This window comes from Paenibacillus sp. FSL K6-0108 (assembly GCF_045040695.1).
In the GTDB taxonomy this organism is placed as follows: Bacteria; Bacillota; Bacilli; order Paenibacillales; family Paenibacillaceae; genus Paenibacillus; species Paenibacillus pabuli_B.
On the sequence record NZ_CP150288.1, the window covers coordinates 5,245,260 to 5,265,453 of the forward strand.

The 20,194-nt window shown below is 46.0% G+C and carries 18 protein-coding genes; 7 read left to right on the forward strand and 11 right to left on the reverse strand.

All coding sequences use genetic code 11. From position 1 onward, the window contains the following. Positions 1-46 precede the first annotated feature (46 nt). Both MHB49_RS23840 and ftsW read left to right on the forward strand, forming a co-directional pair. Positions 47-394, forward strand: a complete 348-nt coding sequence (locus MHB49_RS23840; RefSeq protein WP_053784292.1) for a YugN family protein — start codon at positions 47-49, stop codon at positions 392-394. 13 nt (positions 395-407) lie between these two features. Beyond that, positions 408-1,697, forward strand: a complete 1,290-nt coding sequence (gene ftsW / locus MHB49_RS23845; protein WP_405153247.1) for a putative lipid II flippase FtsW — start codon at positions 408-410, stop codon at positions 1,695-1,697. Between the two features lie 193 nt (positions 1,698-1,890). Here the strand turns inward: ftsW and MHB49_RS23850 are convergent, their stop codons facing one another. Then, entirely contained in the window at positions 1,891-2,253 is a 363-nt protein-coding gene (locus tag MHB49_RS23850; RefSeq protein ID WP_024631137.1) for an Asp23/Gls24 family envelope stress response protein, read from the reverse strand. Between the two features lie 175 nt (positions 2,254-2,428). Between MHB49_RS23850 and cax the strand changes: the two genes are divergently transcribed. Continuing rightward, positions 2,429-3,499 (forward strand): calcium/proton exchanger, encoded by a 1,071-nt coding sequence (gene cax, locus MHB49_RS23855; protein ID WP_247898433.1) that lies wholly within the window; start codon positions 2,429-2,431, stop codon positions 3,497-3,499. A gap of 171 nt (positions 3,500-3,670) precedes the next feature. On the opposite strand, the gene MHB49_RS23860 is transcribed toward cax, so the two are convergent. From MHB49_RS23860 to MHB49_RS23880, 5 genes are all read right to left on the reverse strand, one after another. Further along, on the reverse strand, positions 3,671-3,964 hold the full coding sequence (locus MHB49_RS23860) for a YlaN family protein (protein ID WP_110898561.1): 294 nt from the start codon (positions 3,962-3,964) through the stop codon (positions 3,671-3,673). Between the two features lie 224 nt (positions 3,965-4,188). Then, complete coding sequence (locus tag MHB49_RS23865; RefSeq protein ID WP_024631140.1) at positions 4,189-4,434, reverse strand: HPr family phosphocarrier protein; 246 nt, start codon at positions 4,432-4,434, stop codon at positions 4,189-4,191. 96 nt (positions 4,435-4,530) lie between these two features. Continuing rightward, the gene (locus tag MHB49_RS23870; protein ID WP_247898434.1) at positions 4,531-5,646 is read right to left on the reverse strand and encodes an aminopeptidase; all 1,116 of its coding nucleotides are present in this window, start codon (positions 5,644-5,646) and stop codon (positions 4,531-4,533) included. Between the two features lie 109 nt (positions 5,647-5,755). Beyond that, the gene (locus MHB49_RS23875; protein WP_405153248.1) at positions 5,756-6,607 is read right to left on the reverse strand and encodes a hypothetical protein; all 852 of its coding nucleotides are present in this window, start codon (positions 6,605-6,607) and stop codon (positions 5,756-5,758) included. 130 nt (positions 6,608-6,737) lie between these two features. After that, the gene (locus tag MHB49_RS23880; RefSeq protein WP_405153249.1) at positions 6,738-8,717 is read right to left on the reverse strand and encodes a diguanylate cyclase domain-containing protein; all 1,980 of its coding nucleotides are present in this window, start codon (positions 8,715-8,717) and stop codon (positions 6,738-6,740) included. Between the two features lie 464 nt (positions 8,718-9,181). Between MHB49_RS23880 and rpsD the strand changes: the two genes are divergently transcribed. Both rpsD and MHB49_RS23890 read left to right on the forward strand, forming a co-directional pair. Continuing rightward, positions 9,182-9,781, forward strand: coding sequence for a 30S ribosomal protein S4 (gene rpsD / locus MHB49_RS23885; RefSeq protein ID WP_076288214.1), 600 nt, complete (start codon positions 9,182-9,184; stop codon positions 9,779-9,781). Between the two features lie 358 nt (positions 9,782-10,139). Continuing rightward, positions 10,140-13,268 (forward strand): transglycosylase domain-containing protein, encoded by a 3,129-nt coding sequence (locus MHB49_RS23890; protein ID WP_405153250.1) that lies wholly within the window; start codon positions 10,140-10,142, stop codon positions 13,266-13,268. Between the two features lie 170 nt (positions 13,269-13,438). On the opposite strand, the gene acsA is transcribed toward MHB49_RS23890, so the two are convergent. Further along, a complete protein-coding gene (gene acsA / locus MHB49_RS23895; RefSeq protein ID WP_405153251.1) occupies positions 13,439-15,163 on the reverse strand; it encodes an acetate--CoA ligase in 1,725 nt (574 codons plus the stop codon). A gap of 493 nt (positions 15,164-15,656) precedes the next feature. Here acsA and MHB49_RS23900 point away from each other — a divergent pair, with 493 nt between their 5' ends. Beyond that, the gene (locus tag MHB49_RS23900; RefSeq protein ID WP_405153252.1) at positions 15,657-16,289 is read left to right on the forward strand and encodes a GNAT family N-acetyltransferase; all 633 of its coding nucleotides are present in this window, start codon (positions 15,657-15,659) and stop codon (positions 16,287-16,289) included. A gap of 149 nt (positions 16,290-16,438) precedes the next feature. Here the strand turns inward: MHB49_RS23900 and MHB49_RS23905 are convergent, their stop codons facing one another. From MHB49_RS23905 to MHB49_RS23920, 4 genes are all read right to left on the reverse strand, one after another. Then, positions 16,439-17,134, reverse strand: coding sequence for a 5'-methylthioadenosine/adenosylhomocysteine nucleosidase (locus MHB49_RS23905; RefSeq protein ID WP_405153253.1), 696 nt, complete (start codon positions 17,132-17,134; stop codon positions 16,439-16,441). A 162-nt stretch (positions 17,135-17,296) separates the two neighbouring features. Then, a complete protein-coding gene (gene ccpA / locus MHB49_RS23910) occupies positions 17,297-18,310 on the reverse strand; it encodes a catabolite control protein A (protein ID WP_405157227.1) in 1,014 nt (337 codons plus the stop codon). A gap of 92 nt (positions 18,311-18,402) precedes the next feature. After that, a complete protein-coding gene (ytxJ, locus tag MHB49_RS23915; RefSeq protein ID WP_405153254.1) occupies positions 18,403-18,750 on the reverse strand; it encodes a bacillithiol system redox-active protein YtxJ in 348 nt (115 codons plus the stop codon). A 122-nt stretch (positions 18,751-18,872) separates the two neighbouring features. Beyond that, positions 18,873-19,286 (reverse strand): hypothetical protein, encoded by a 414-nt coding sequence (locus MHB49_RS23920; protein ID WP_405153255.1) that lies wholly within the window; start codon positions 19,284-19,286, stop codon positions 18,873-18,875. Between the two features lie 271 nt (positions 19,287-19,557). Between MHB49_RS23920 and MHB49_RS23925 the strand changes: the two genes are divergently transcribed. After that, the gene (locus MHB49_RS23925) at positions 19,558-20,085 is read left to right on the forward strand and encodes a type 1 glutamine amidotransferase domain-containing protein (RefSeq protein WP_247903242.1); all 528 of its coding nucleotides are present in this window, start codon (positions 19,558-19,560) and stop codon (positions 20,083-20,085) included. The last annotated feature ends 109 nt before the right edge of the window (positions 20,086-20,194 follow it).

A 20,194-nucleotide genomic window follows, 5' to 3' on the forward strand; every position in this document is an offset into this window, starting at 1 on the left:
AACGAGATTTATACTCTCGGAAGCTTATGAGGAGGATCAGACGCTTATGATTTTTGAGAATACAGGCTTGGACGGCTTGAAGAGCGACTTGGCATACCTGGATGAGAGCGCCGAGAAAGTCGGATTTGTCCGGTGGCAATGGGAATATTATCGTGCTACATATGACTACAAAATTGAAGACGAACAAACCAAATCGGAATACTTTGTACGTATTAATACCCGTGCGATCGACGGCAAACTCGAAAAACCGGATACGGTTCTCGCAGTTGAAGCTGTTTATCTTGGAAAAGCAACCTTTCCGCACGGTCTGGATTATGACTCTACCGTACCACAGCCAGTCGTGAAGCTGGCGGCCCAAAAATTACAGCAGCTTAAAGAACTGCTGGAAGCATAGGCTGGGCCGAACCATGAAACAACAAACGGCCCAAACGAAAACGAAGAGAGGCACGCCGGATTTTCAACTGCTAATCCTCACTTTATTGTTGGTGGGCTTCGGACTGGTGATGGTGTTCAGCTCCAGTTCCAGCATTGCAATTGCAAACAAAAGTTTTAACAATGATGCCCTGTTCTTCACGAAAAAACAACTTATGTGGGCGGTTATCGGTTTAGTGGGCATGTTTTTTGCCATGAATATCCGATTTAACAAATACAAAAAGCTTTATGCACCGTTTTTCCTGTTTACCACGGTGATGTTATTGGTTGTTTTGGTTTCAGGTGCGATGTTGAACGGTGCACGAAGCTGGATTCGTATCTTTGGATTCAGCGTCCAGCCCGCCGAGTTTGCCAAAATCGCTATTATTCTTTACCTCGCTGCACTGATTACCAAAAAGGGTGAACGGTTCAGGGATCTTAAGACAGGATATATTCCCGTGCTGGTCATTGTCGGGTTCATTGCAGGGCTGATTATGCTGCAACCTGACTTTGGTACGTGCTTCATTCTCGTGGCTACTTGCGGTCTGGTCATCTATGCAGGTGGAGCCAGTATGAAACACATTATGGGTTCCATTTTATTGGTAGTGTTGGGAGGAGCATTGGCTCTTGGAGCGAATGCCTTGTTTTCTTCCATGTCTTCTCCGGATGATAGTTCTACGGTTTCTGTTAATGAAGTGAAGCAGAACTACAAGATGGGTCGGATTCAGGCTTTCTTAGACCCACTATCAGATCCAACTGATGGAAGTCTTAACCTTTACCGCTCCCTTGTTGCCATCGGGGATGGAGGCATCACTGGCTCCGGGATTGGACAAGGTACGATGAAACTGCATTACTTGCCCAATGCCTATAACGACTTCATTTTCTCCGTCATTGGGGAAGAGCTTGGCTTTGTTGGAACTGCCCTGTTTTTGTTGGTCTACCTCTACTTCATCTGGCGAGGCATTATCGTCTCCCTTCGCTGTCCCGATCCATTCGGGACGCTGGTCGGTATTGGTATTATGGGATTAATTGCAATCCAGGCCTTTATCAACATTGGGGGCGTGACCCAGACCATTCCGGTGACAGGGGTTACTCTTCCGTTCATCAGTTATGGCGGTACCTCACTCTTTGTGATGATGGTGGCCATGGGTATCCTGCTCAGCATCTCACGTACCAATAATTTGGACGTCATCAAGGAAGAGAAAACGAAGTCGGTGACAGTTCAGACACAGACTCGCACCTCTCCTGCTCTTCGTTCACGTGAATCCATCCGTCGAATTCGGTAAATGGGACTGTTCCTACCGGAACAAATCATGTACCCCTTCAATAGAAAAAAGCAACACCAAAAAGGCTGTGCATCCGGTGGGGTGCGCAGCCTTTTTGTGTGAGCTCGGTTTCGTATACTCGGTACACTCTGTCTATCAAGATGGAAGAACCAAGCCATTATAAAGCTGCTCTTCCATCACGGATTGCTAAGGTTTACAGATCGTCGCCTCTGAAAGATACGCCTTCTACCTTTACATTGACTTCAACAACACGTAGTCCGGTCATGGTCTCTACCGCTTCTCTTACATTCTGTTGAAGCATGCGGGAAACTTCATGAATCGGTGTCTCGTACAGGACGATGATGCGCAGATCAATGGCTGCTTCCAGCTGGCCGACCTCCACGCCTACGCCTTTTTGTACGTTTTTACCGCTCAGTCGCTTCGCCCAGCCCTCTGACAATCCTCCAGACATTGCGGCAATTCCGGGTGTCTCCATCGCAGCCATTCCGGCAATTTTCGCCACTACGTCATCGGCAATCCGGATGTTTCCGCCCTCTAGTTGAAGTTGTTCTGCCATGCCACATCCTCCTTCACTTCGTTACTCGTATTTTAAATCCTTTCCACCCCAAAAAGCAAATTAAACTCAAAAAGATGCGTTTACAACCCACCATGATTTGGTTATATTGAAATATGAAAATAATCTCATAAGTGTTTCGTAATAAATAAAATAATAAGTTACCGAGGTGTTTGCTGTGAGAAACCGAATTTCATCCATTTTGCTGATTGCTTTTTTTGCTCTCAGCGCCGTCGCCCACTACTTGAAATGGGATTCGATTCTGCAATTCGTCATTTCAGCCATTTCGGTTATTTTTGTGGCCGGTTTTTTAGGCAAAGCCACCGAAAATGTAGCCCATTATGCCGGACAGCGGTTAGGCGGATTTTTGAATGCTACATTCGGCAATGCCGCCGAATTGATCATCGCCATTTTTCTCGTAAAAGAAGGATTGTTCGACATGGTTAAGGCCAGCTTGACAGGCTCCATAATTGGTAACCTGCTGCTCGTGCTTGGTTTAAGTATATTTGCTGGTGGGCTCAAGTATAAAATCCAGAATTATAACGTATCTCTTGCCGGTCTAAACGGCTCTCTGATGATCGTAGCCATCATTGCCCTGTTTATTCCAGCCGTCTTCCTGAATACCCATTCCATCACACAGAAGGATACGAATACACTCAGTCTCATTGTTGCAGGCTTGCTGATCCTTGCCTACATAGCGTGGTTAGTGTTCTCCATGGTTACACACAAGAACTATCTCGCAGATGTCACGGTGGATGAAGATGAAGAATTGCCTCATGAACATGCACCCGAGTGGTCCAAGAAAAAATCAATTCTCTATCTCGTTCTTGCAACTGTCATGGTTGCCTTCGTCAGCGAATGGCTCGTTGGTACCCTTGAGGTGTTTACCGAACAATTCGGACTCAGCGAACTGTTCGTCGGAGCGTTCCTCGTTGCCATTATCGGTAACGCCGCGGAGCATAGTGCAGCCATCATGCTTGCCATGAAAAATAAAATTGGTGCGGCCGTGGAGATCGCAGTCGGCAGCAGTTTGCAAATCGCACTCTTCGTTGCCCCTGTACTCATTTTTGTCAGCTACTTTACAGGCAGAACGATGGATATTGTATTTACAACGATTGAGCTGGTCGCTATTGGCGTAGCCGTATTTATCGCCAAGTCCATCACCCAGGACGGTTCAACGAACTGGTACGAAGGTCTGCTCCTGATGGTCGTGTATGTTATTTTGGGTGTATCGTTCTTCCTTGTATAGAAGATACACAGAAAGTATAGCGTAAAAGGCAGCCTGGAAATCCTATTTCCAGACTGCTTTTTTTCTTTTACCAATCTCCCCTATATTTCATTAATTAACTGTTCCTATTCAGACGCACAAAAAAAGCATGCAAACACCTGCATGCCTTCTATTCTGACCCGCTATTGCAGGCTATTGCTCATTCTTCTTATTCAAAGCTTCATACAGAATTGCCAGATTCCGCTCAAGCGCGCTTACCATCTGCTTACCAGTACCTTCTGGAAGAAGCCCTGCACGAACAGCAAAATCGACTTCCTTGGAGAACCCATACATCTGTGTATCCAATACTTCCTCATAGAGAGGGCAGTAGCGGGTAGCCAGATTCTCCATCTGTACTTCAATAAGCTTCTGTATTTTATCTGCATCTTCTTGAAGAAGACTGATCGCTTTCAAGTGCAACTGGTCCTGCAGATCAGATGAAGTCATGCATTTTTCCCCCCTATGTCCCAAAAATCGCGTAAAGACGTTCTACCTCTAATATTAGACGAAATCAGGAGCTAATACAAGAACCTGACCAAAATAACCATACAACGTAAATAGCTTTATCCCTGCCTAATCCCCCTATTCTAAGAGGTTTTGCCGTACACCTGAATTGTCTCATGCAAAAAAAGCATCTCTGCCATAATAGACAGAGATGCTTCTTAGTGCCATTACTCGGATGCGATGCTCACATTCAGTCCATGCTTGGCAAATACTTCTGACATGGCTGCTTTGGCTTCAGCTGCATCTGGGCCATGAACGTGAAGTTCATAACTGTGCGTGCTGATCAGCGTTGTGAACAGCCCAAGAATACTTTTTACGTCGATATACTTGTTCTCAGAATGAAGTACAATTGAAGAAGTAAACTTGCTCGCTGTTTGAGCAATTTCCACTACCGCCGCATTATTACTCGACATAGGAATCCCTCCGTCTTTTCACTTTTGGTATCATCTATTAATTACCACTACATGATACCGTGAATCCGCTTTCCTAGCAACAGCAAAATACTGTTCCTACTTCAGTTGGTCCGGATTGAGGCATTCCAGTTCAGGAATAACGAAAATACCGTCTTTGCGAATCAATACATCATCGAAATAAATTTCCCCACCACCGTAGTCCGGACGCTGAATCAACACCAGATCCCAGTGAATGGAGGAACGGTTTCCATTATCTGTTTCTTCATATGCCTGCCCTGGCGTAAAATGCAAGCTGCCTGCGATTTTTTCATCAAACAGAATATCTTTCATTGGGTGCAGAATATGTGGATTGAATCCAATTGCGAATTCACCGATATGACGAGCGCCATCATCAGAATTCAGAATTTCATTAAGACGTTCTGTATCGTTGCTCGTCGCTTCAACAATTTTACCGTCTTGGAAGGTGAATTTGATATTCTCAAAAGTCACTCCGTTATACAGCGTTGGCGTGTTATAACTAATCGTTCCGTTTACGGAGTCACGTACAGGGGCACTGTACACTTCGCCATCCGGAATGTTTTTTTGGCCAGAACATTTCTCTGCACCGATATCTTTAATGGAAAAGCTCAGATCTGTTCCTGGTCCAGTAATACGGACTTTATCCGTGCGTTTCATCAGGTTAGCCAGTGAATCCTGCGCTTTGTCCATTTTGGCGTAATCCAGGTTACATACGTCGAAATAGAAATCTTCGAACGCTTCTGTGCTCGTATTCGCCAGTTGTGCCATGCTTGCATTCGGGTAACGAAGTACAACCCATTTCGTATGTTTTACCCGTTGCTCGCTATGTACCGGATGGGAATAAAGTGAGTTGTACATTTTCATTTTTTCTTCCGGTACATCGGACAGATCATTCACGTTTTCCCCTGCACGGATGCCAATATAACAATCCATTTGTTTCATTCGGTTCAGATCAATTTCTGCCCAGGTTTTCATCATTTCTTCTGTCGCATTTTTGAGCATGGCACGCTGAACCGTCTTGTCTGTCAGCTGTACAAAGACGTTTCCGCCTTTATTGCCTACTTCTTCAATAATTGCATTAATCAGATCGCGTTCCGTACCAATCATCTCAACCAGCACATTCTCGCCGGGCTGTACATCTACAGAGTAGCCCACCAGATTGGCTGCGAGCTTCTGAATTCTTGGGTCCTTCATCTTGTAAACTCCTCCTGTCATCCGCCATTCCTGAATTGAACAACGGTAAATTACGATACTATTGTAGCACGCTACAACGATCCCGTCAGCAGGTAGTCCCGCAACTCAGCTACTCATAAGCCCTGAAGTTTACATCTGTGACAAGAGCCTCTTTATTCATTTTACTTTTCATATCCTTGTAGCTTACCTGGCTTTCCGAGGAAAGTCGTAAGGGCAAACTGGTTTTCCGATCCACAGTTAAATGGTACACCGTTTGCACCTCTGCCTGTTTCATCATCTCTTGCATCGATGTTTCCCCTCTCTCCCACACATTGCCCAGATCCTCCTCAAGTTTCTTCTGGTTGCCTCCCTTAACCGCGGTTGCCTTGTGCATATACTCTGCCCGAATCGCATTCATCTCGTCATTTAGCTGAGCCAGTGCCCAGGTTTTAGCGTCTTTCGGCGCAAGTTCAATTCTCAGTATTTTTGTTCGACGACCTGAACCATACTCGGATTTTATCGTTTTGTTCAACCGATCGATAGTTTCCATTTGAGCGATGGGATTAAAACGGGATAACGAGCCGCGCAGGGGCTCATGCTGAGCAGTTAATGCCATCCACTGACCTTTTTTTCGTTCAAAAGATGCACTGAATCCACTCGGTTGCCCGTTGTGGTTAACCACTGTCGTATTTACTCCTGCAGCAGTTACGGCTCCAGGGAGTCGTGTTTGCAAGGTCAAGCGGTCATGGTTCTCCAGTTTTCCTTCAAATTTAAACTGATTTTCGAACTGCCCGCTGCTTTCGCGTCGCAGTCCCGCTTCCCCATCAAAACTCAGCTTTTCTTTACCTGCAATTCCCGATAAAGCCAGTGAGAATAATTCCTCCGGACTTCGATCTCGCTCCAACAATCCACAACCAGGAGCACATAATACAACAATGCTCAGAATCAACAATAACCCGCGAACATACCAACGGTTCATCATGTTCTATTCCACCTTTCGGTCAACTTTCTCCATAGCCTGCCCCTCCCTTATTTGCTTATACTTCCTTCCTTTGGCATCGCCTCTGCAAAAAATAAAGAGAGGACGACTCCACAATCGGAATAGTCCTCTCTTAACGTGTAACTTGCTGGTCTTCCATGACAATCCGGTTTCGACCGCCATGCTTCGCATCGTACAAAGCCATATCAGCCCGGTAAAATAACGACTCCACACTGACTTTCTCATCCATCCAGTTCCATTCGGCAATACCGCTGGATACGGTCACGGAAGGCCTTGTCTCTTCTGCAACCCTAGCGCGAATGATTTCGGCATATTCCAATGCCTGACGAGCACCAATCTGAGGCATATAGATGGCCAGTTCTTCCCCGCCCCATCTGGCACAGATATCCTCAGGCCGGACAGAACTCGTTACAATGTCGCTCACCTGTTTCAGTACCTGATCACCTGTTTGATGCCCAAACGTGTCATTTACCTGTTTAAACTGATCAATGTCCACAACAACCAGTGAACCACAGAATTCATGAGCCTGACGTTCATGGATCACACTATCCAGGTAATGTCTCACATACAATCCTGTCAGCATATCCAGGTTTGCCAAGCGTCGCACCTCGGCGTGAAGGGTTGCATTGGAGAGAGCAAGTCCAATATGAATGGACAGCATCTGCAGCAGACGATAATTATCGTACGAAAAATACTGTTTTTTCGGATGTCCAAGCAAAATGGCACCCTTCACTTCACCATTTACACGAACGGGTGAAGCTATCAATGACATTGAACAGGTCAGATCCATGAAGACCGAGGACACTCTATCGTATTTCGAATAGTTGGATAGAATTAGCGGTTCTTCCGTTTGATACATTAAACCTGCGATTCCATAGTCCATTGGAAACGATTTGCGACATAACTCATTTACATTGGATGACATCACTTCGAATTGATCTGTACTGTCATTCAGTTGGAGGATACAGCACGATTCAGCCTGAAAGATGTCCTTCAACTCCTGCTCGGAGAATTGATAGATCTCCATTAGCTGCAGACTTTTATTCAAACGTTGTGTTAGATCATTGATTAGACGAAGTTCTTGGATTAACATATTTGACTGCTCGTGCAGTTTGGCATTTTCAAAGGCAGTCCCTGCAGTATCCGCCATCATCGTAATGAGCTGCAGATCGGAATCCTCCATTAACTCCTCATTCATCTTAATATGAAATACGCCATAGATCCCTTGCTTGCCCTTTAGAGGAAGGCCAACCTCCAAAATGCGATATTCACCTTCATCCGATCGAACAACTACGAGCTTGCCTTCCATGAATGATTGTACACAGATATCTTCTCCACGTTCATGAACAAGCAGCGGTTTGATGCGGGGGTTGACACTGTTCTGATCCTGAGACATATACAATGTCATGCGGGTCGTTGGGTATAAGTAATCAATACTGTCAAACACTTCATCCAGTATGGCATCCACATCCATTTTGTCATGCATCCGTTGAACGATTTGGAACAGAATCGATCTTCGGTGTTCTTCACGGGCAGTCTGTTCATGAGCATGTAATAGATCCGTCATAAATATGTATTCAAATCTTCGGTAAAAGCAGGTACGATAATGCAATGCCTCCGATCGAACAACGGCTTCAGACATGTCATCCTTATTTTGCTCATAGGTCACAGCGGTGAAGACAGCAAATACATCCTTGTTCGTCCTGGAGAAAAGAGGTTCGGCCATTAAATGGTACTCTCCATTTTCAGTGAATCCACGTAATGACTGAGCCTGTCCCGATTCAAGGCATTGCATCACAGTCGAATGTACATCCAACGATGGAGCGCCTTCACTTCCTTGCGCCAGACAGATCCCTTCTGTATTCCATACGTTGTATATGATCAATGATCTGTCTGAGTGTGGCCGCCGTTGGGTATGCCAGTCGGTATATGCTTGTTGCAGCAGGCTTCCCAAATATGAAAAATCAAAAGGTGTGATGTCCATTTTTTGCATCCAAAATACATGCGCTTCGTGAGGAGCGGCAGAAGATGCGGAATCGCCCGAACTTCCCGAATTCAAGCTGGTTGGTTTACTTCTTAGATGTTCTAACATGTCAGGCGCTCCTTTGCACCGTTTTTGCATCCACTCGGATGCATTAATCTGCAGACGTTATCGCAAACCTGCAAATCCTATGCGATAACCTTAATGTACAAGATGATTTAAAGTTAAGATACAATCTATTTTACTCCCTTTAAAGCTTTTTTGCATCCATATTTCAGAAAATTGTCCCATTATTTTGGGCCTATGGACCTATCGACAAATTTAGACGTTTTTTTGCTTTTATCACGCGCTTGACTTTAGTTCTAGTAAACTGTAATATAAATTGTTGATGAAGACTACTAATGGGTCTTTAAATTTGGGCATTACCGGTTGTGTCACCCTCATTCTTTTTGTTGCTTTCAGAACAGCGGCTGAACTTTTCTGATCGTTAATATGCGTGGCTTGGCCCGCATCAACAAATTGGAGCGCAAACAGAGCCCTATATGAACTTTAACTAAAAAGGAGCTACTTTAAACATGGCACGTTACACTGGTCCTAAATTTAAATTGAGCCGTCGCCTCGGCATTTCCCTGAGCGGAACAGGCAAAGAATTGAAACGTCCTTTCCCTCCAGGTCAGCACGGAGCTAACCAACGCAGAAAAATGAGCAACTACGGTATGCAGTTGCAAGAAAAACAAAAATTGCGCCACATGTACGGTCTGGGCGAGAAGCAATTCCGCACTCTCTTTGCTAAAGCGCAAAAAATGCAAGGTATCGCAGGTGAAAACTTCATGTTCTTGCTTGAGAGCCGCCTTGACAACCTCGTATATCGCCTTGGATTTGCTAACTCCCGCGCAGGTTCGCGTCAGTTGGTATCCCACGGTCACGTAACTGTAAACGGCAAAAAAGTCGACATCGCTTCTTACCAAGTAAGCACTGGCGATGTAATCAGCCTGCGTGAAAGAAGCCGCGGTCTTTCTTCCGTTAAGGAAGCTTTGGAAAACCGTTCGCATCTTCCGGCATACGTAGAATTCAACGATACTGCTCTGGAAGGTAAATTCATTCGTTTGCCTGAGCGTTCGGAATTGTCCCAAGACATCGACGAAAAACAAATCGTCGAGTTCTACAACCGTTAATCGTTGGAATTTCATTAAAGCTTTACACCAAACAGCTGTCCGATATTTCTCGGCAGCTGTTTTTTTTATTTCGAGAGAAACAAAGAGCAAAATAATAAGGTTGTACCTGCACCTAATGCATGGATATGCCCCCACTCCTATACACAGTTAATCTATTTTCATCCACACTCGGACGCTCAATGCTTCCACGTTTTACTGAAATTCTTCCCCCCCCTCATGATATGTAGTTCAATTCCGCATGATATATATCATAATCCATGGAATAATGGCATTTTTCGACCATTGCTTGTATTTCTCAGGCATGCAAACCAGCCTTTTTATGCTATAATAAGTGCTGTTAAAAGGAGGAAGACACTGAATGGTTGATGTTAATAAGAAAAAGCCCGATGAACAGCCTGCCCGCAAGCGCAGTTTTGCCCGCAGACTGGGTAGTTTCGTCAAATGGATGGTTGTCCTGGGATTCATGGGGGTACTATTTGTAGGCGGTGCTCTGATGGGATACGTCAGTTCCATTGTGAAAGACGAACCCGTCCGTTCAAGGGCGCTGATTGAACAAAAAGTCAGCGAAAACTCCATCACAGGCTTTGCTTACTTTGCCGACGGCAGCCCGATCGGTCAATTACGAACAGAAGAAGACAGGCGTCCGGTCACCTTTGACCAGATCCCGCAGAAAGTTATTGATGCAGTCATTTCGATTGAAGACAATCATTTTTACGAACATAAAGGTGTAGACATGAGCGGAACGCTCCGTGCCGTGAAACAGAAAGTGCTGAAAGAATCTGTTCAAACCGGCGGAAGCACACTGACTCAGCAATTAGCCCGGCGTGTATTCCTCAATCTGGATCGAACCGAGGACCGGAAAGTAAAAGAAATATTACTTTCACTCCGACTCGAACGTTTCCTGACCAAAAACGAAATTATGACCGCGTACCTGAACAAGGTTCCTTTTGGTAACGGCTCCAGTGGATATAATGTATATGGAGTTAAGGCAGCTGCCAAAGGACTGTTCAATATTAATGATTTGAACAAATTAAACACAGCTCAGGCTGCTTATCTTGCAGGATTGCCTCAGCTCCCCTCCTCTTACTCAGCCTTTAATGGAAAAGGCGACTTTGTGGAGGACAATTTTGAGCGGGCAATCAATCGTCAGCATCTGGTCTTGCGCCGAATGCTGGAACTGGGCAAAATTAATCAATCCGAGTATGACGAAGCTCTTGCTTTTGATATCAAGAGTTCTCTCGCACCCAAAACCATCAAAGCTTACAATACTTATCCATACCTTATGATGGAAACGGAACGACAAGCTGCACAGATTATCATGAAACAACTGAATGCGGAAAAATCTGAAGGCACCGATGCCAAGGCAGACACAGGTTCGGATTCGGATACGGGTACTGAAACGCCGCAGAAAGAAAGCAGTGCCTTGCTGGAAGAAGCCCAGCAGCAATTGCGTACAGGCGGATATCGTATCTACACGACCATCAACAAGAGTATATACAAAACGATGCGTACCATTGCTGAAGATGACAGCAATTTCTCTGCTGACGATCCCGTGAAGGGAAAGGAACAGACTGCTGCCATGTTGATCAATCACAAAACAGGAGCCATTCTCGGCATGATTGAAGGCCGTGATTTCCAGGATGAGCAGATGAACTATGCAACCCAGATGGTGCGTCAGCCAGGTTCAACCATGAAACCTATCGCCGCTTATCTGCCTGCACTCGATGAAGGACTTGTTCAACCGGCTTCCATTATTGATGATTCACCGATAATTCTGAAGGACGGCCAGACCGGCTTCCATATTCCGAAAAATGCCAACAATCGCTACCAAGGACTTGTGACTGCCCGTAGAGCACTCAACTACTCGCTTAATGTTCCTGCCCTGAAGCTGTTCAACGAAGATGTTGGTATCGACAAATCATGGGCTTTTGCCAAGAAGCTTGGGATTACCACCATCCAGCCGATTGATTACCAAGCTCAGACTGGTGTTCTCGGAGGTCTTCAGTACGGTGTGACCGTTGAAGAGCTTACCAATGCCTATGGAGCCATTGCCAACAATGGTGTGTACAATGACTCCTATATGATTAGCAAAATTGTAGACTCCAAAGGGAATATCGTATACAAACACGATCCAGAACCTGTTCAAGCTTTCTCAGAACAGACGGCCTACCTGATGACAGATATGCTTCGCACCGTTATCACGGAAGGTACAGCCGATAAAGTTCGTGAAAATTACAAGTACTCCAAGAGTGTGCCGATCGTGGGTAAAACAGGTTCAACCCAAAACTATGCGGATGTCTGGTTTGAAGGCTATACGCCGGATGTCACATTGGGTGTGTGGGTTGGATACAAACAGCCAGTAAACACACTGGAAACCAAATCACAAAAGAAACGTGCTCAACAGCTGTGGACCCAAATTATGAATCAAGTCATTGCTACAGATAAAGAGATGTTCGTAACCGATTCATTTAAGAAACCATCCGGAATCGAGACACGAACCGTATCCGCTTATAGCGGCAAATTGCCAACTTCGCTGACTGACAAGTTTGTCACTGATATTTTCAACAGCAAATTTGTGCCGAAGGACAGCGATGACGGTGTCGCGAAAGCCAAATATATCACCTACAATGGTGTCAACTACATTCCGCGTGATGAAACACCTGGAGATATGACGAAAGAGAAAACCGTCATCAAACGCAAGAAACCAATCTCTGATCTCATCAAGGAACTGCAAAGTGCATTCTCACGCATGAGTCGTCACGAATCACTTGCATATTACCTGCCGGAAGATGCCGATGCAGACATGCCAACACAGATCGACCCAAGAACGGATAACGGCAAAGCACCAGATGCACCAGGAAACGTGAGAATCTCCGTTGCCAACGGGAACGCCGTGATTACGTTTAATGCAACACCGGAAAGTGACGTGGTTGGTTATCGCCTGTATCGCTCAGTAAATGGTGCCGGATTCCAAAATCAAGGGCAGGTTGTCCTGACGGGTGAGTCCAGATCATTTACCGCATATGCCCAAGGTGGAAACTTCGCGTTCTATGTTACCGCAGTGGATGTAGCTGGTCGTGAGTCAGCTCCTAGCGCAGCAGTTAGCAGTGCGGGGATGGTAGAGCCTCCTCCAGATGAAGAAATAAATGAACCGATTAATGTTCCGGGAACAGTCGTTACACCGGAAGATTCCCAGAATGAGAACACCGCAACTACGGCTCCGGCTGCACCGGGTCAAGTGAGCGTGTCGGCGCTTTCTCAAGGATTGCGCATTCAGTGGGCTTCCAATCCGGAATCGGATGGCGTTCAAAGTTATGCTGTTTATTTTAGTGAAACGGGAGCAGCCCCTTACACCAAAATTGGCACGACTTCAGGTACCTCCATGGACTATGGAGTGCCTGCATCCACCAGTGGATGGTTCAAGGTATCCGCCAGCAACAGCGTAGGCGAATCTGAGCCGTCCGGAGCCGTTCCTTTCCAACCGTAATACAGAGTTATCACGTTTTCACGCAAAACCCCATTCTCGCATTTTGAGGATGGGGTTTTATTTTGCATTGATATGAAAAAGCAAAAGCCTGATCCGCTATAAGACACGGATCAGGCTTTTGAATTGGAATCATGGGACATGCAGACGCACTACCTCTGCTGGTTTATGCTTTAGTCTTCAATGGTTGATAGATCACCTGTCGGCAGATCCAGCTCCCAAGCTTTCAACACACGGCGCATAATCTTGCCCGAGCGTGTCTTAGGCAGTTTATCCTTGAACTCAATCTCACGCGGAGCGGCGTGAGCAGACAAGCCCTCTTTTACAAATCGATAGATTTCTTCCTTCAGCTCCGGTGTCGGCTCATACCCCTCACGGAGTGCCACAAAGGCTTTGATAATCTCTCCGCGAGTTACATCCGGTTTGCCAATAACGCCCGCCTCTGCTACCGCAGGGTGCTCTACGAGCTTGCTCTCCACTTCAAAGGGGCCAATGCGTTCGCCTGAAGAGTTGATGACATCATCAATCCGGCCCTGGAACCAAAAGTAGCCATCTTCGTCCATATAAGCGGAATCACCGGATACATACCAGCCAGACAGTCGGAAATACTCCTCGTATTTGGCCGGGTTATTCCAGATCTTGGCCATCATGGATGGCCAGGAAGTACGGATAGCCAGGTTCCCCATGCTGTATGGCGGCAATTCCTGTCCTCGATCATCAATAATGGCTGCTTCAATTCCCGGTAATGGACGTCCCATGGAACCAGGTTTAATCGGCATGCCCGGGTAGTTACAGATTAACTGTCCACCCGTCTCCGTCATCCACCAGGTATCGTGAATTCGCTGTCCATAGGCTTTCCAGCCCCAACGGACTACCTCGGGATTAAGTGGCTCACCGACAGACATAACGTGACGGAGACAGCTCAGATCATGTTGTGCAATGGTCTCTTCGCCCGCTCCCATCAACATGCGGAAAGCCGTCGGTGCACTGTACCACACGCTGACTTTATTTTTCTCAATGGTGCTGTACCAGTCTCCTGGACTAAATCGTCCCCCTCGAATAACGTTGGTCACACCATTCAACCACGGTGCAAAAATCCCGTAGGATGTACCTGTGACCCAACCCGGATCGGCTGTGCACCAGTAGACATCATCCTCACGCAAATCGAGTACAACCTTACCGGTGTAATAGTGCTGAATCATCGCATTCTGGACATGGTATACACCTTTCGGTTTGCCTGTAGAGCCGGAAGTATAGTGAATCAGCAGACCGTCTTCCCGAGTCAGCCACTCCACTTCCATATCATCCGAAGCAGCGGACATCTCTGCATCAAAATCGATGAGTCCTTCTTCCGTCTGCGGACCGCCGCCTACAACAAAAATATGCTTCAGTTCAGGCAATTCCGAACGTTTGATTCGTCCCAATAATTGAGGAGTCGTCACCAGTGCAACAGCTCCGCTATCCTCCAGCCGATCCTTCACCGCAGTTTCCATAAAGGCTTCAAATAAAGGACCGGCAATAGCCCCGACCTTCAATATGCCCAACAGACTAAAATAGAGCTCGGGACTGCGTGGCATAAAAATAAATACCCGGTCGCCCTTGGCGATGCCATATTTACGCAGAACGTTACCGAAGCGATTCGATTGCTCGCTTAAGTCAGCAAACGTGTACGCCTCTTCACGCGAAGCATCACTGTATAATAGTGCCGTTCTTCCGCCTCTTCCTTCCAGCACATGACGATCTATCGCTTCATGCGCCATGTTGACTTTTCCGCTGGCGTGCCACGTAAAGTGCCTTTCTACCGTTTCCCAATTAAATCGGCTTCGGGCCTCCGTGTAATCGCCCAGATTAGATTCAGACACAACCGTTTGCAGCATCTCACCATGTGCTTGACTCATGCTTGCCAGCCTCCTTCAACTCGACATTTCGATTCCCACTATGGGTCACTTCTGATTGCCTTTGTGTTGACTGAACTTCCAGTTAGCGCTTACATTAGTAGAGAGAACTTCTCATCATGTACTTGCCAGGCCAAACCGATGAACCTCAACTGCAGTTGAATTGTGAACATTTTTTGTCTACGCAATTATAGCAAATCTTTTCAATCATCGTCTATGGCTTTTCAAATTTTTGGTTTTTTGCTATAAATATGTGTTCAAAATGATCGGTTTTCAGTACCAAGAAGATGGGATGAAGCTAGAAATGGAGTAGCGGAGCGTAGGGAAAACTACGTGAGTAACTACAATGTTTCCGAAGGAAACATACTTCGCAAGCATCTGCTTATTTCGGCTGAATTCCATATTCGATGCTGATGATGCCACTAGGCATCCTTCGTAATCAAAAGCGGACTTTTTGAACAACCTCTATAAGTAGGGGGAGAGAGGAGCATGAACTATGGAGCATATCAAGGAGCATCATATGCGTTCCATCTTCAAGTCCGGCCACCGAATCATCATTGAGGGACCCGTTCAGGCCGAGACGATTAAGCAGCTTGAATTTCATACCGATTTGGATGCCTTCCGGCGCCCTTCGGAACAACAGATGGCATTGGCGGAAATTGCGGCATTGCCTGAGGGTCGAATCATCATAGCGCGGGAAAATGAGACCATTGTTGGTTATGTGACTTTCCATTATGCAGATGAATGCGAGCGTTGGTCGGAAGGCAACATGACCGATCTGATTGAGCTGGGCGCCATTGAGGTTGCGGATTCCTACCGCTCTCTCGGGATTGGACGCGAAATGCTGCTCACCGCGTTTGAAAATGGACAGATGGAGAAGTATATCATATTCACAACAGAATATTATTGGCATTGGGATTTGAAGGGCAGCAACCTTTCTGTGTGGGATTACCGCAAGATGATGGAAAAATTGATGCAAACCGTAGACATGACTTGGTACGCCACCGATGATCCCGAGATATGTTCACATCCGGCGAACTGCCTCATGGTCCGCATTGGCAGCCAAGTGCCCATGGAATCGGAAGAGCAGTTCGACCGTGTGCGATTCCGCCATCGGTTTATGTACTAATCACGAATTCAAATGGATGATTTCCGAATACGTATACATAAAAAAACCGCTATTCGTAAACAGTTCATCATGTATGATCTGCTCCGAGGATGCGGTTTTTATTTTTATTTAACTTTTTAACATGCTCAACATCCGTAAACCTCGTGGGGTTACATATGTTCCAGCATATGTTCCACAATACGGTGGGAGCGCTGGGAAGACTCCACCGTAAACTCGGCAAAGTTCACATGCGCCGAACCATCCGCTTTGTCAGACATGGCACGAAGTATAACGAACGGAACACGGTTCATGAAGCTTACTTGCGCTACTGCAGCCCCTTCCATTTCCGCACATGCCCCATTCATTTCAGTATACAGCATGTTCACCATATCCTTGCTTGCAATGAATTGATCTCCTGACAACACTTTGCCGATCATATAGTTCGCTCCCTGCGCTTTGCAGGCTTCCTCAGCTAATGCAATAAGCGATGCTTCCGCAGGGAAGGCCGACGTCTCCTGATAAGGAATAACCCCGCGCTCAAATCCAAGTGGGGTCACATCCATATCATGCTGCACACATTCGGACGAGATGACCATATCCCCAATGTTCAACTCTGGATGAACGGCACCCGCAACACCTGTGAAAATAATACGATTAACCTGAAAACGATCAATTAAAATCTGTGTCGTCACTGCCGCATTCACTTTACCCACACCTGATTTGCAGACCACAATCTGCTTACCCAGCCACTCGCCAGCAACATAGGTAATACCGGTTTGTTTTACAGTCTCCAGTTGCCTCATGCCAGCCAATAGAAGTTCTACTTCCTCATCCATTGCACCAATGATACCGATCGTTTCACGCATATTCTGACCTCCTATATAACATTCTGCATGTTAACACTGGACTCATTGCCCTCAAAGTATGTTTTTCCGTTTACGTTTTGAGCCCCACTCAGCAACAAAAGCTCCGTTTCCGGAGCTTCCGTAATTTCACTATGTAGAGAGAATGACTTCTCCCTTTCTTATTTAAACTACGTCTGCGTGGCTTACAGACAGACGAAGAATCGTTTCGTGCGGTAAAATAACCCGTGGGTTCTCCACATTTTCTTTCTTCATCAGCTTGGTCAGCAAACGCATCGCTACAGCGCCCAGGTCATACATTGGTTGAGCTACAGTAGTCAACTGAGGACGGACCATGGAAGCCATACGAATGTTATCCACGCTAATGATAGAGAAGTCATCCGGTACTTTCAGACCTTCATCCTGAATGCTGTGGATAGCGCCAATAGCCATCTCATCTGTCGCAGCAAAAATTGCTGTTGGTTTTTTCTTCAATCCGAGGAAGTATTTCATCGCTTCCACTCCGGATTCATAACGATAGTTACCAATGCGGACGAGATCCTCCTGATATTCCATACCCGCTGCTTCAAGCGCCTTCTTGTACCCTTGGAAACGTGCATAACCATTGGCAGGATCTTGCAGTGTACCACTGATCATGGCGATCTCCTTGTGTCCATGACGGATCAACGTATTTACCGCATCAAATGCCGCAGCTTCGTGATCGATATCTACAGAAGGGTATGTGCCCTTCTCGTCACTTGTTGCACAGAGAACAATGGGTACAGCCGCTGACTGGAACGCTTGAATATGCTCATCCGTCACAGTTCCACCCATGAAGAGCAGACCGTCAACCTGTTTCTCCAGCAACGTATTAATGACACGAATTTCTTTTTCTTTCTTCTTATCTGCGTTACACAAAATAATGTTGTAGTGATACATGTTCGCGATATCTTCAATCCCGCGGGCGATCTCTGCAAAGGTTGAGTTCGAAATGTCCGGAATAACGACCCCGACCGTAGTTGTCTTCTTGCTCGCCAAACCTCTGGCTACCGCATTCGGACGATATCCCAGCCGATCGATGGCTTCATATACTTTTTTGCGTGTCTGTGGCTTTACATTAGGGTTATTATTAACAACCCGTGATACCGTTGCCATAGAGACACCGGCTTCACGTGCCACATCATAAATGGTTACCGTCACAGTACTTCTCTCCATTACCAGTAAATTTTCATACCATTTTCATTAAGATTTATATTACGACAAATTTATGCATTAATCAATTAAAATAGGCTTTAGGACTCACGCAGTGCTTTCGTGATTGTGGTTGAAGTAATATCCGAGTGGGAAGTATGCCATACAGGTATTCCCTTTTTGACTAGAATCGCCTGCGGAGATTCGTGCTTAACACCCAACTTGTCCGCTGCTTCATTGGACACTGGGCGATCTTCCACAACATAAATGATCCCGTATTTTACTTGTTCATCTGGGCTGTTTTGCAAATAATCGTTCATCTCCTGATAAGCATGTGCACTAATCGGGCAGCGTGTACTGTGCTTAAACAGAAGCAAAGGTTGATCCTCGGTAGCCTCCACTGCGGAGTTTAGCTGTTCAATACTTGTCATTTTAGTCATGTCAGCCATTTGATATACATCCCCCTTTACCAGGAATACCGCTATGTTGAGCGTTTTCACTCTACGATATCTTAACAAAAAGCGGGCGAAAAAGCCAATTTTCATGAAAACAAGCATTTCGCACGTCAAAATTAGACAGCATTCGAAAAGTGCGCCTGCCATACAAAACCGGATAATTGACCTAATCTTCGCTGGGTTGTTTCAATCCATTCCACATCATTAGACTTTTGGGCGTAGCCCATAATATCCAGCAGCAGGTTAATTCTCTCCTCGACAGCACGCTGCATCCGATGTTCCATCTCATGATCCGGAGCATCCGGCCAGGCCAGCAGCTGTTCATGAAAGAGGTCCGCAAGTTCATTCCGCTCTCCAAATGATACATCCTGTTTCACAGGCTGTTCGCCGAGTGTGCTGATGCACTCTTTCAAATCCGGCTTGACCGGCTGAAGCACTTCATAGGAAACGCAGTCTGTACAAGCAAATACAGGTACGTTACGAATCTCCACCTTTTTGGCATATACTACCGTTCTTAATTCCAATTCCATTACATGTCCGCATCTGCACGTCTTACGCACAGCCATCACCTCATTCGTTCTATACTCTTGTATAGATACCATTCGACCTATTTCCTCTCAAATCCTGCTATAAACCATAGGTTGAACAAATTACCACTGTCTCCAGATGAAGGTTGTCGAATGCTTGCGTTCATTAAGTTGTAATCGCTTCCCTAATGGCAAGATTGCATGACGATGAAGTCACAATGAGAATCTGTTACAATAAAGACGCTATGTGCTAATTACCGCCAAAGGAGAGATGATGATGAGATTAACTGGCAAAAGAGTCATCGCCCTGGTCGATGAAGAATTCGAAGATCTGGAACTGTGGTACCCGGTGCATCGTGTCCGAGAAGAAGGCGCTGAGGTGCATCTTGCTGGAGAGAAAAAAGGAAAAATCTACATCGGTAAATATGGTGTTCCCGCCGAAGCGGAATACAGTTTCGATGAACTGGATAGTTCACAATATGATGGTATTCTTGTACCCGGGGGCTGGGCACCGGACAAGCTTCGGCGTTATCCCAAAGTTCTTGAGCTCGTCAAGGAAATGCATGCGGATCAGAAACCCATTGGACAGATTTGTCACGCAGGCTGGGTACTGATATCCGCCAAAATACTGGATGGAGTTACGGTCACATCTACACCGGGTATTCGGGATGATATGGAGAATGCCGGAGCCATCTGGAAAGATGAAGCCGTTGTTGTGGATGGACACATCATTTCAGCTCGTCGTCCACCTGACCTTCCGCCGTATGGAAAAGCATTTTGCGATGCACTTGCTGAAAAATAAAACGAAGCCCCGTGCCATATAGCGCGGGGCTTTGTCATGAAAATAAGACTATTTTCCAAAATTGTACAAAAGTTAACATTTTCATTTAAAGGTATTATTTTGAAATTGA

Coding starts and splice junctions, on each gene's coding strand:
- MHB49_RS23905 (WP_405153253.1), bottom strand. CDS start 17,134: ATGCGTGAAACGATCGGTATCATTGGTGCAATGGATGAGGAAGTAGAA.
- ftsW (WP_405153247.1), top strand. CDS start 408: ATGAAACAACAAACGGCCCAAACGAAAACGAAGAGAGGCACGCCGGAT.
- acsA (WP_405153251.1), bottom strand. CDS start 15,163: ATGAGTCAAGCACATGGTGAGATGCTGCAAACGGTTGTGTCTGAATCT.
- MHB49_RS23865 (WP_024631140.1), bottom strand. CDS start 4,434: ATGTCGAGTAATAATGCGGCGGTAGTGGAAATTGCTCAAACAGCGAGC.
- MHB49_RS23850 (WP_024631137.1), bottom strand. CDS start 2,253: ATGGCAGAACAACTTCAACTAGAGGGCGGAAACATCCGGATTGCCGAT.
- MHB49_RS23920 (WP_405153255.1), bottom strand. CDS start 19,286: ATGGAATTGGAATTAAGAACGGTAGTATATGCCAAAAAGGTGGAGATT.
- MHB49_RS23900 (WP_405153252.1), top strand. CDS start 15,657: ATGGAGCATATCAAGGAGCATCATATGCGTTCCATCTTCAAGTCCGGC.
- MHB49_RS23925 (WP_247903242.1), top strand. CDS start 19,558: ATGATGAGATTAACTGGCAAAAGAGTCATCGCCCTGGTCGATGAAGAA.
- rpsD (WP_076288214.1), top strand. CDS start 9,182: ATGGCACGTTACACTGGTCCTAAATTTAAATTGAGCCGTCGCCTCGGC.
- MHB49_RS23860 (WP_110898561.1), bottom strand. CDS start 3,964: ATGACTTCATCTGATCTGCAGGACCAGTTGCACTTGAAAGCGATCAGT.
- MHB49_RS23870 (WP_247898434.1), bottom strand. CDS start 5,646: ATGAAGGACCCAAGAATTCAGAAGCTCGCAGCCAATCTGGTGGGCTAC.
- MHB49_RS23890 (WP_405153250.1), top strand. CDS start 10,140: ATGGTTGATGTTAATAAGAAAAAGCCCGATGAACAGCCTGCCCGCAAG.
- MHB49_RS23880 (WP_405153249.1), bottom strand. CDS start 8,717: ATGTTAGAACATCTAAGAAGTAAACCAACCAGCTTGAATTCGGGAAGT.
- MHB49_RS23840 (WP_053784292.1), top strand. CDS start 47: ATGATTTTTGAGAATACAGGCTTGGACGGCTTGAAGAGCGACTTGGCA.
- ytxJ (WP_405153254.1), bottom strand. CDS start 18,750: ATGGCTGACATGACTAAAATGACAAGTATTGAACAGCTAAACTCCGCA.
- MHB49_RS23875 (WP_405153248.1), bottom strand. CDS start 6,607: ATGATGAACCGTTGGTATGTTCGCGGGTTATTGTTGATTCTGAGCATT.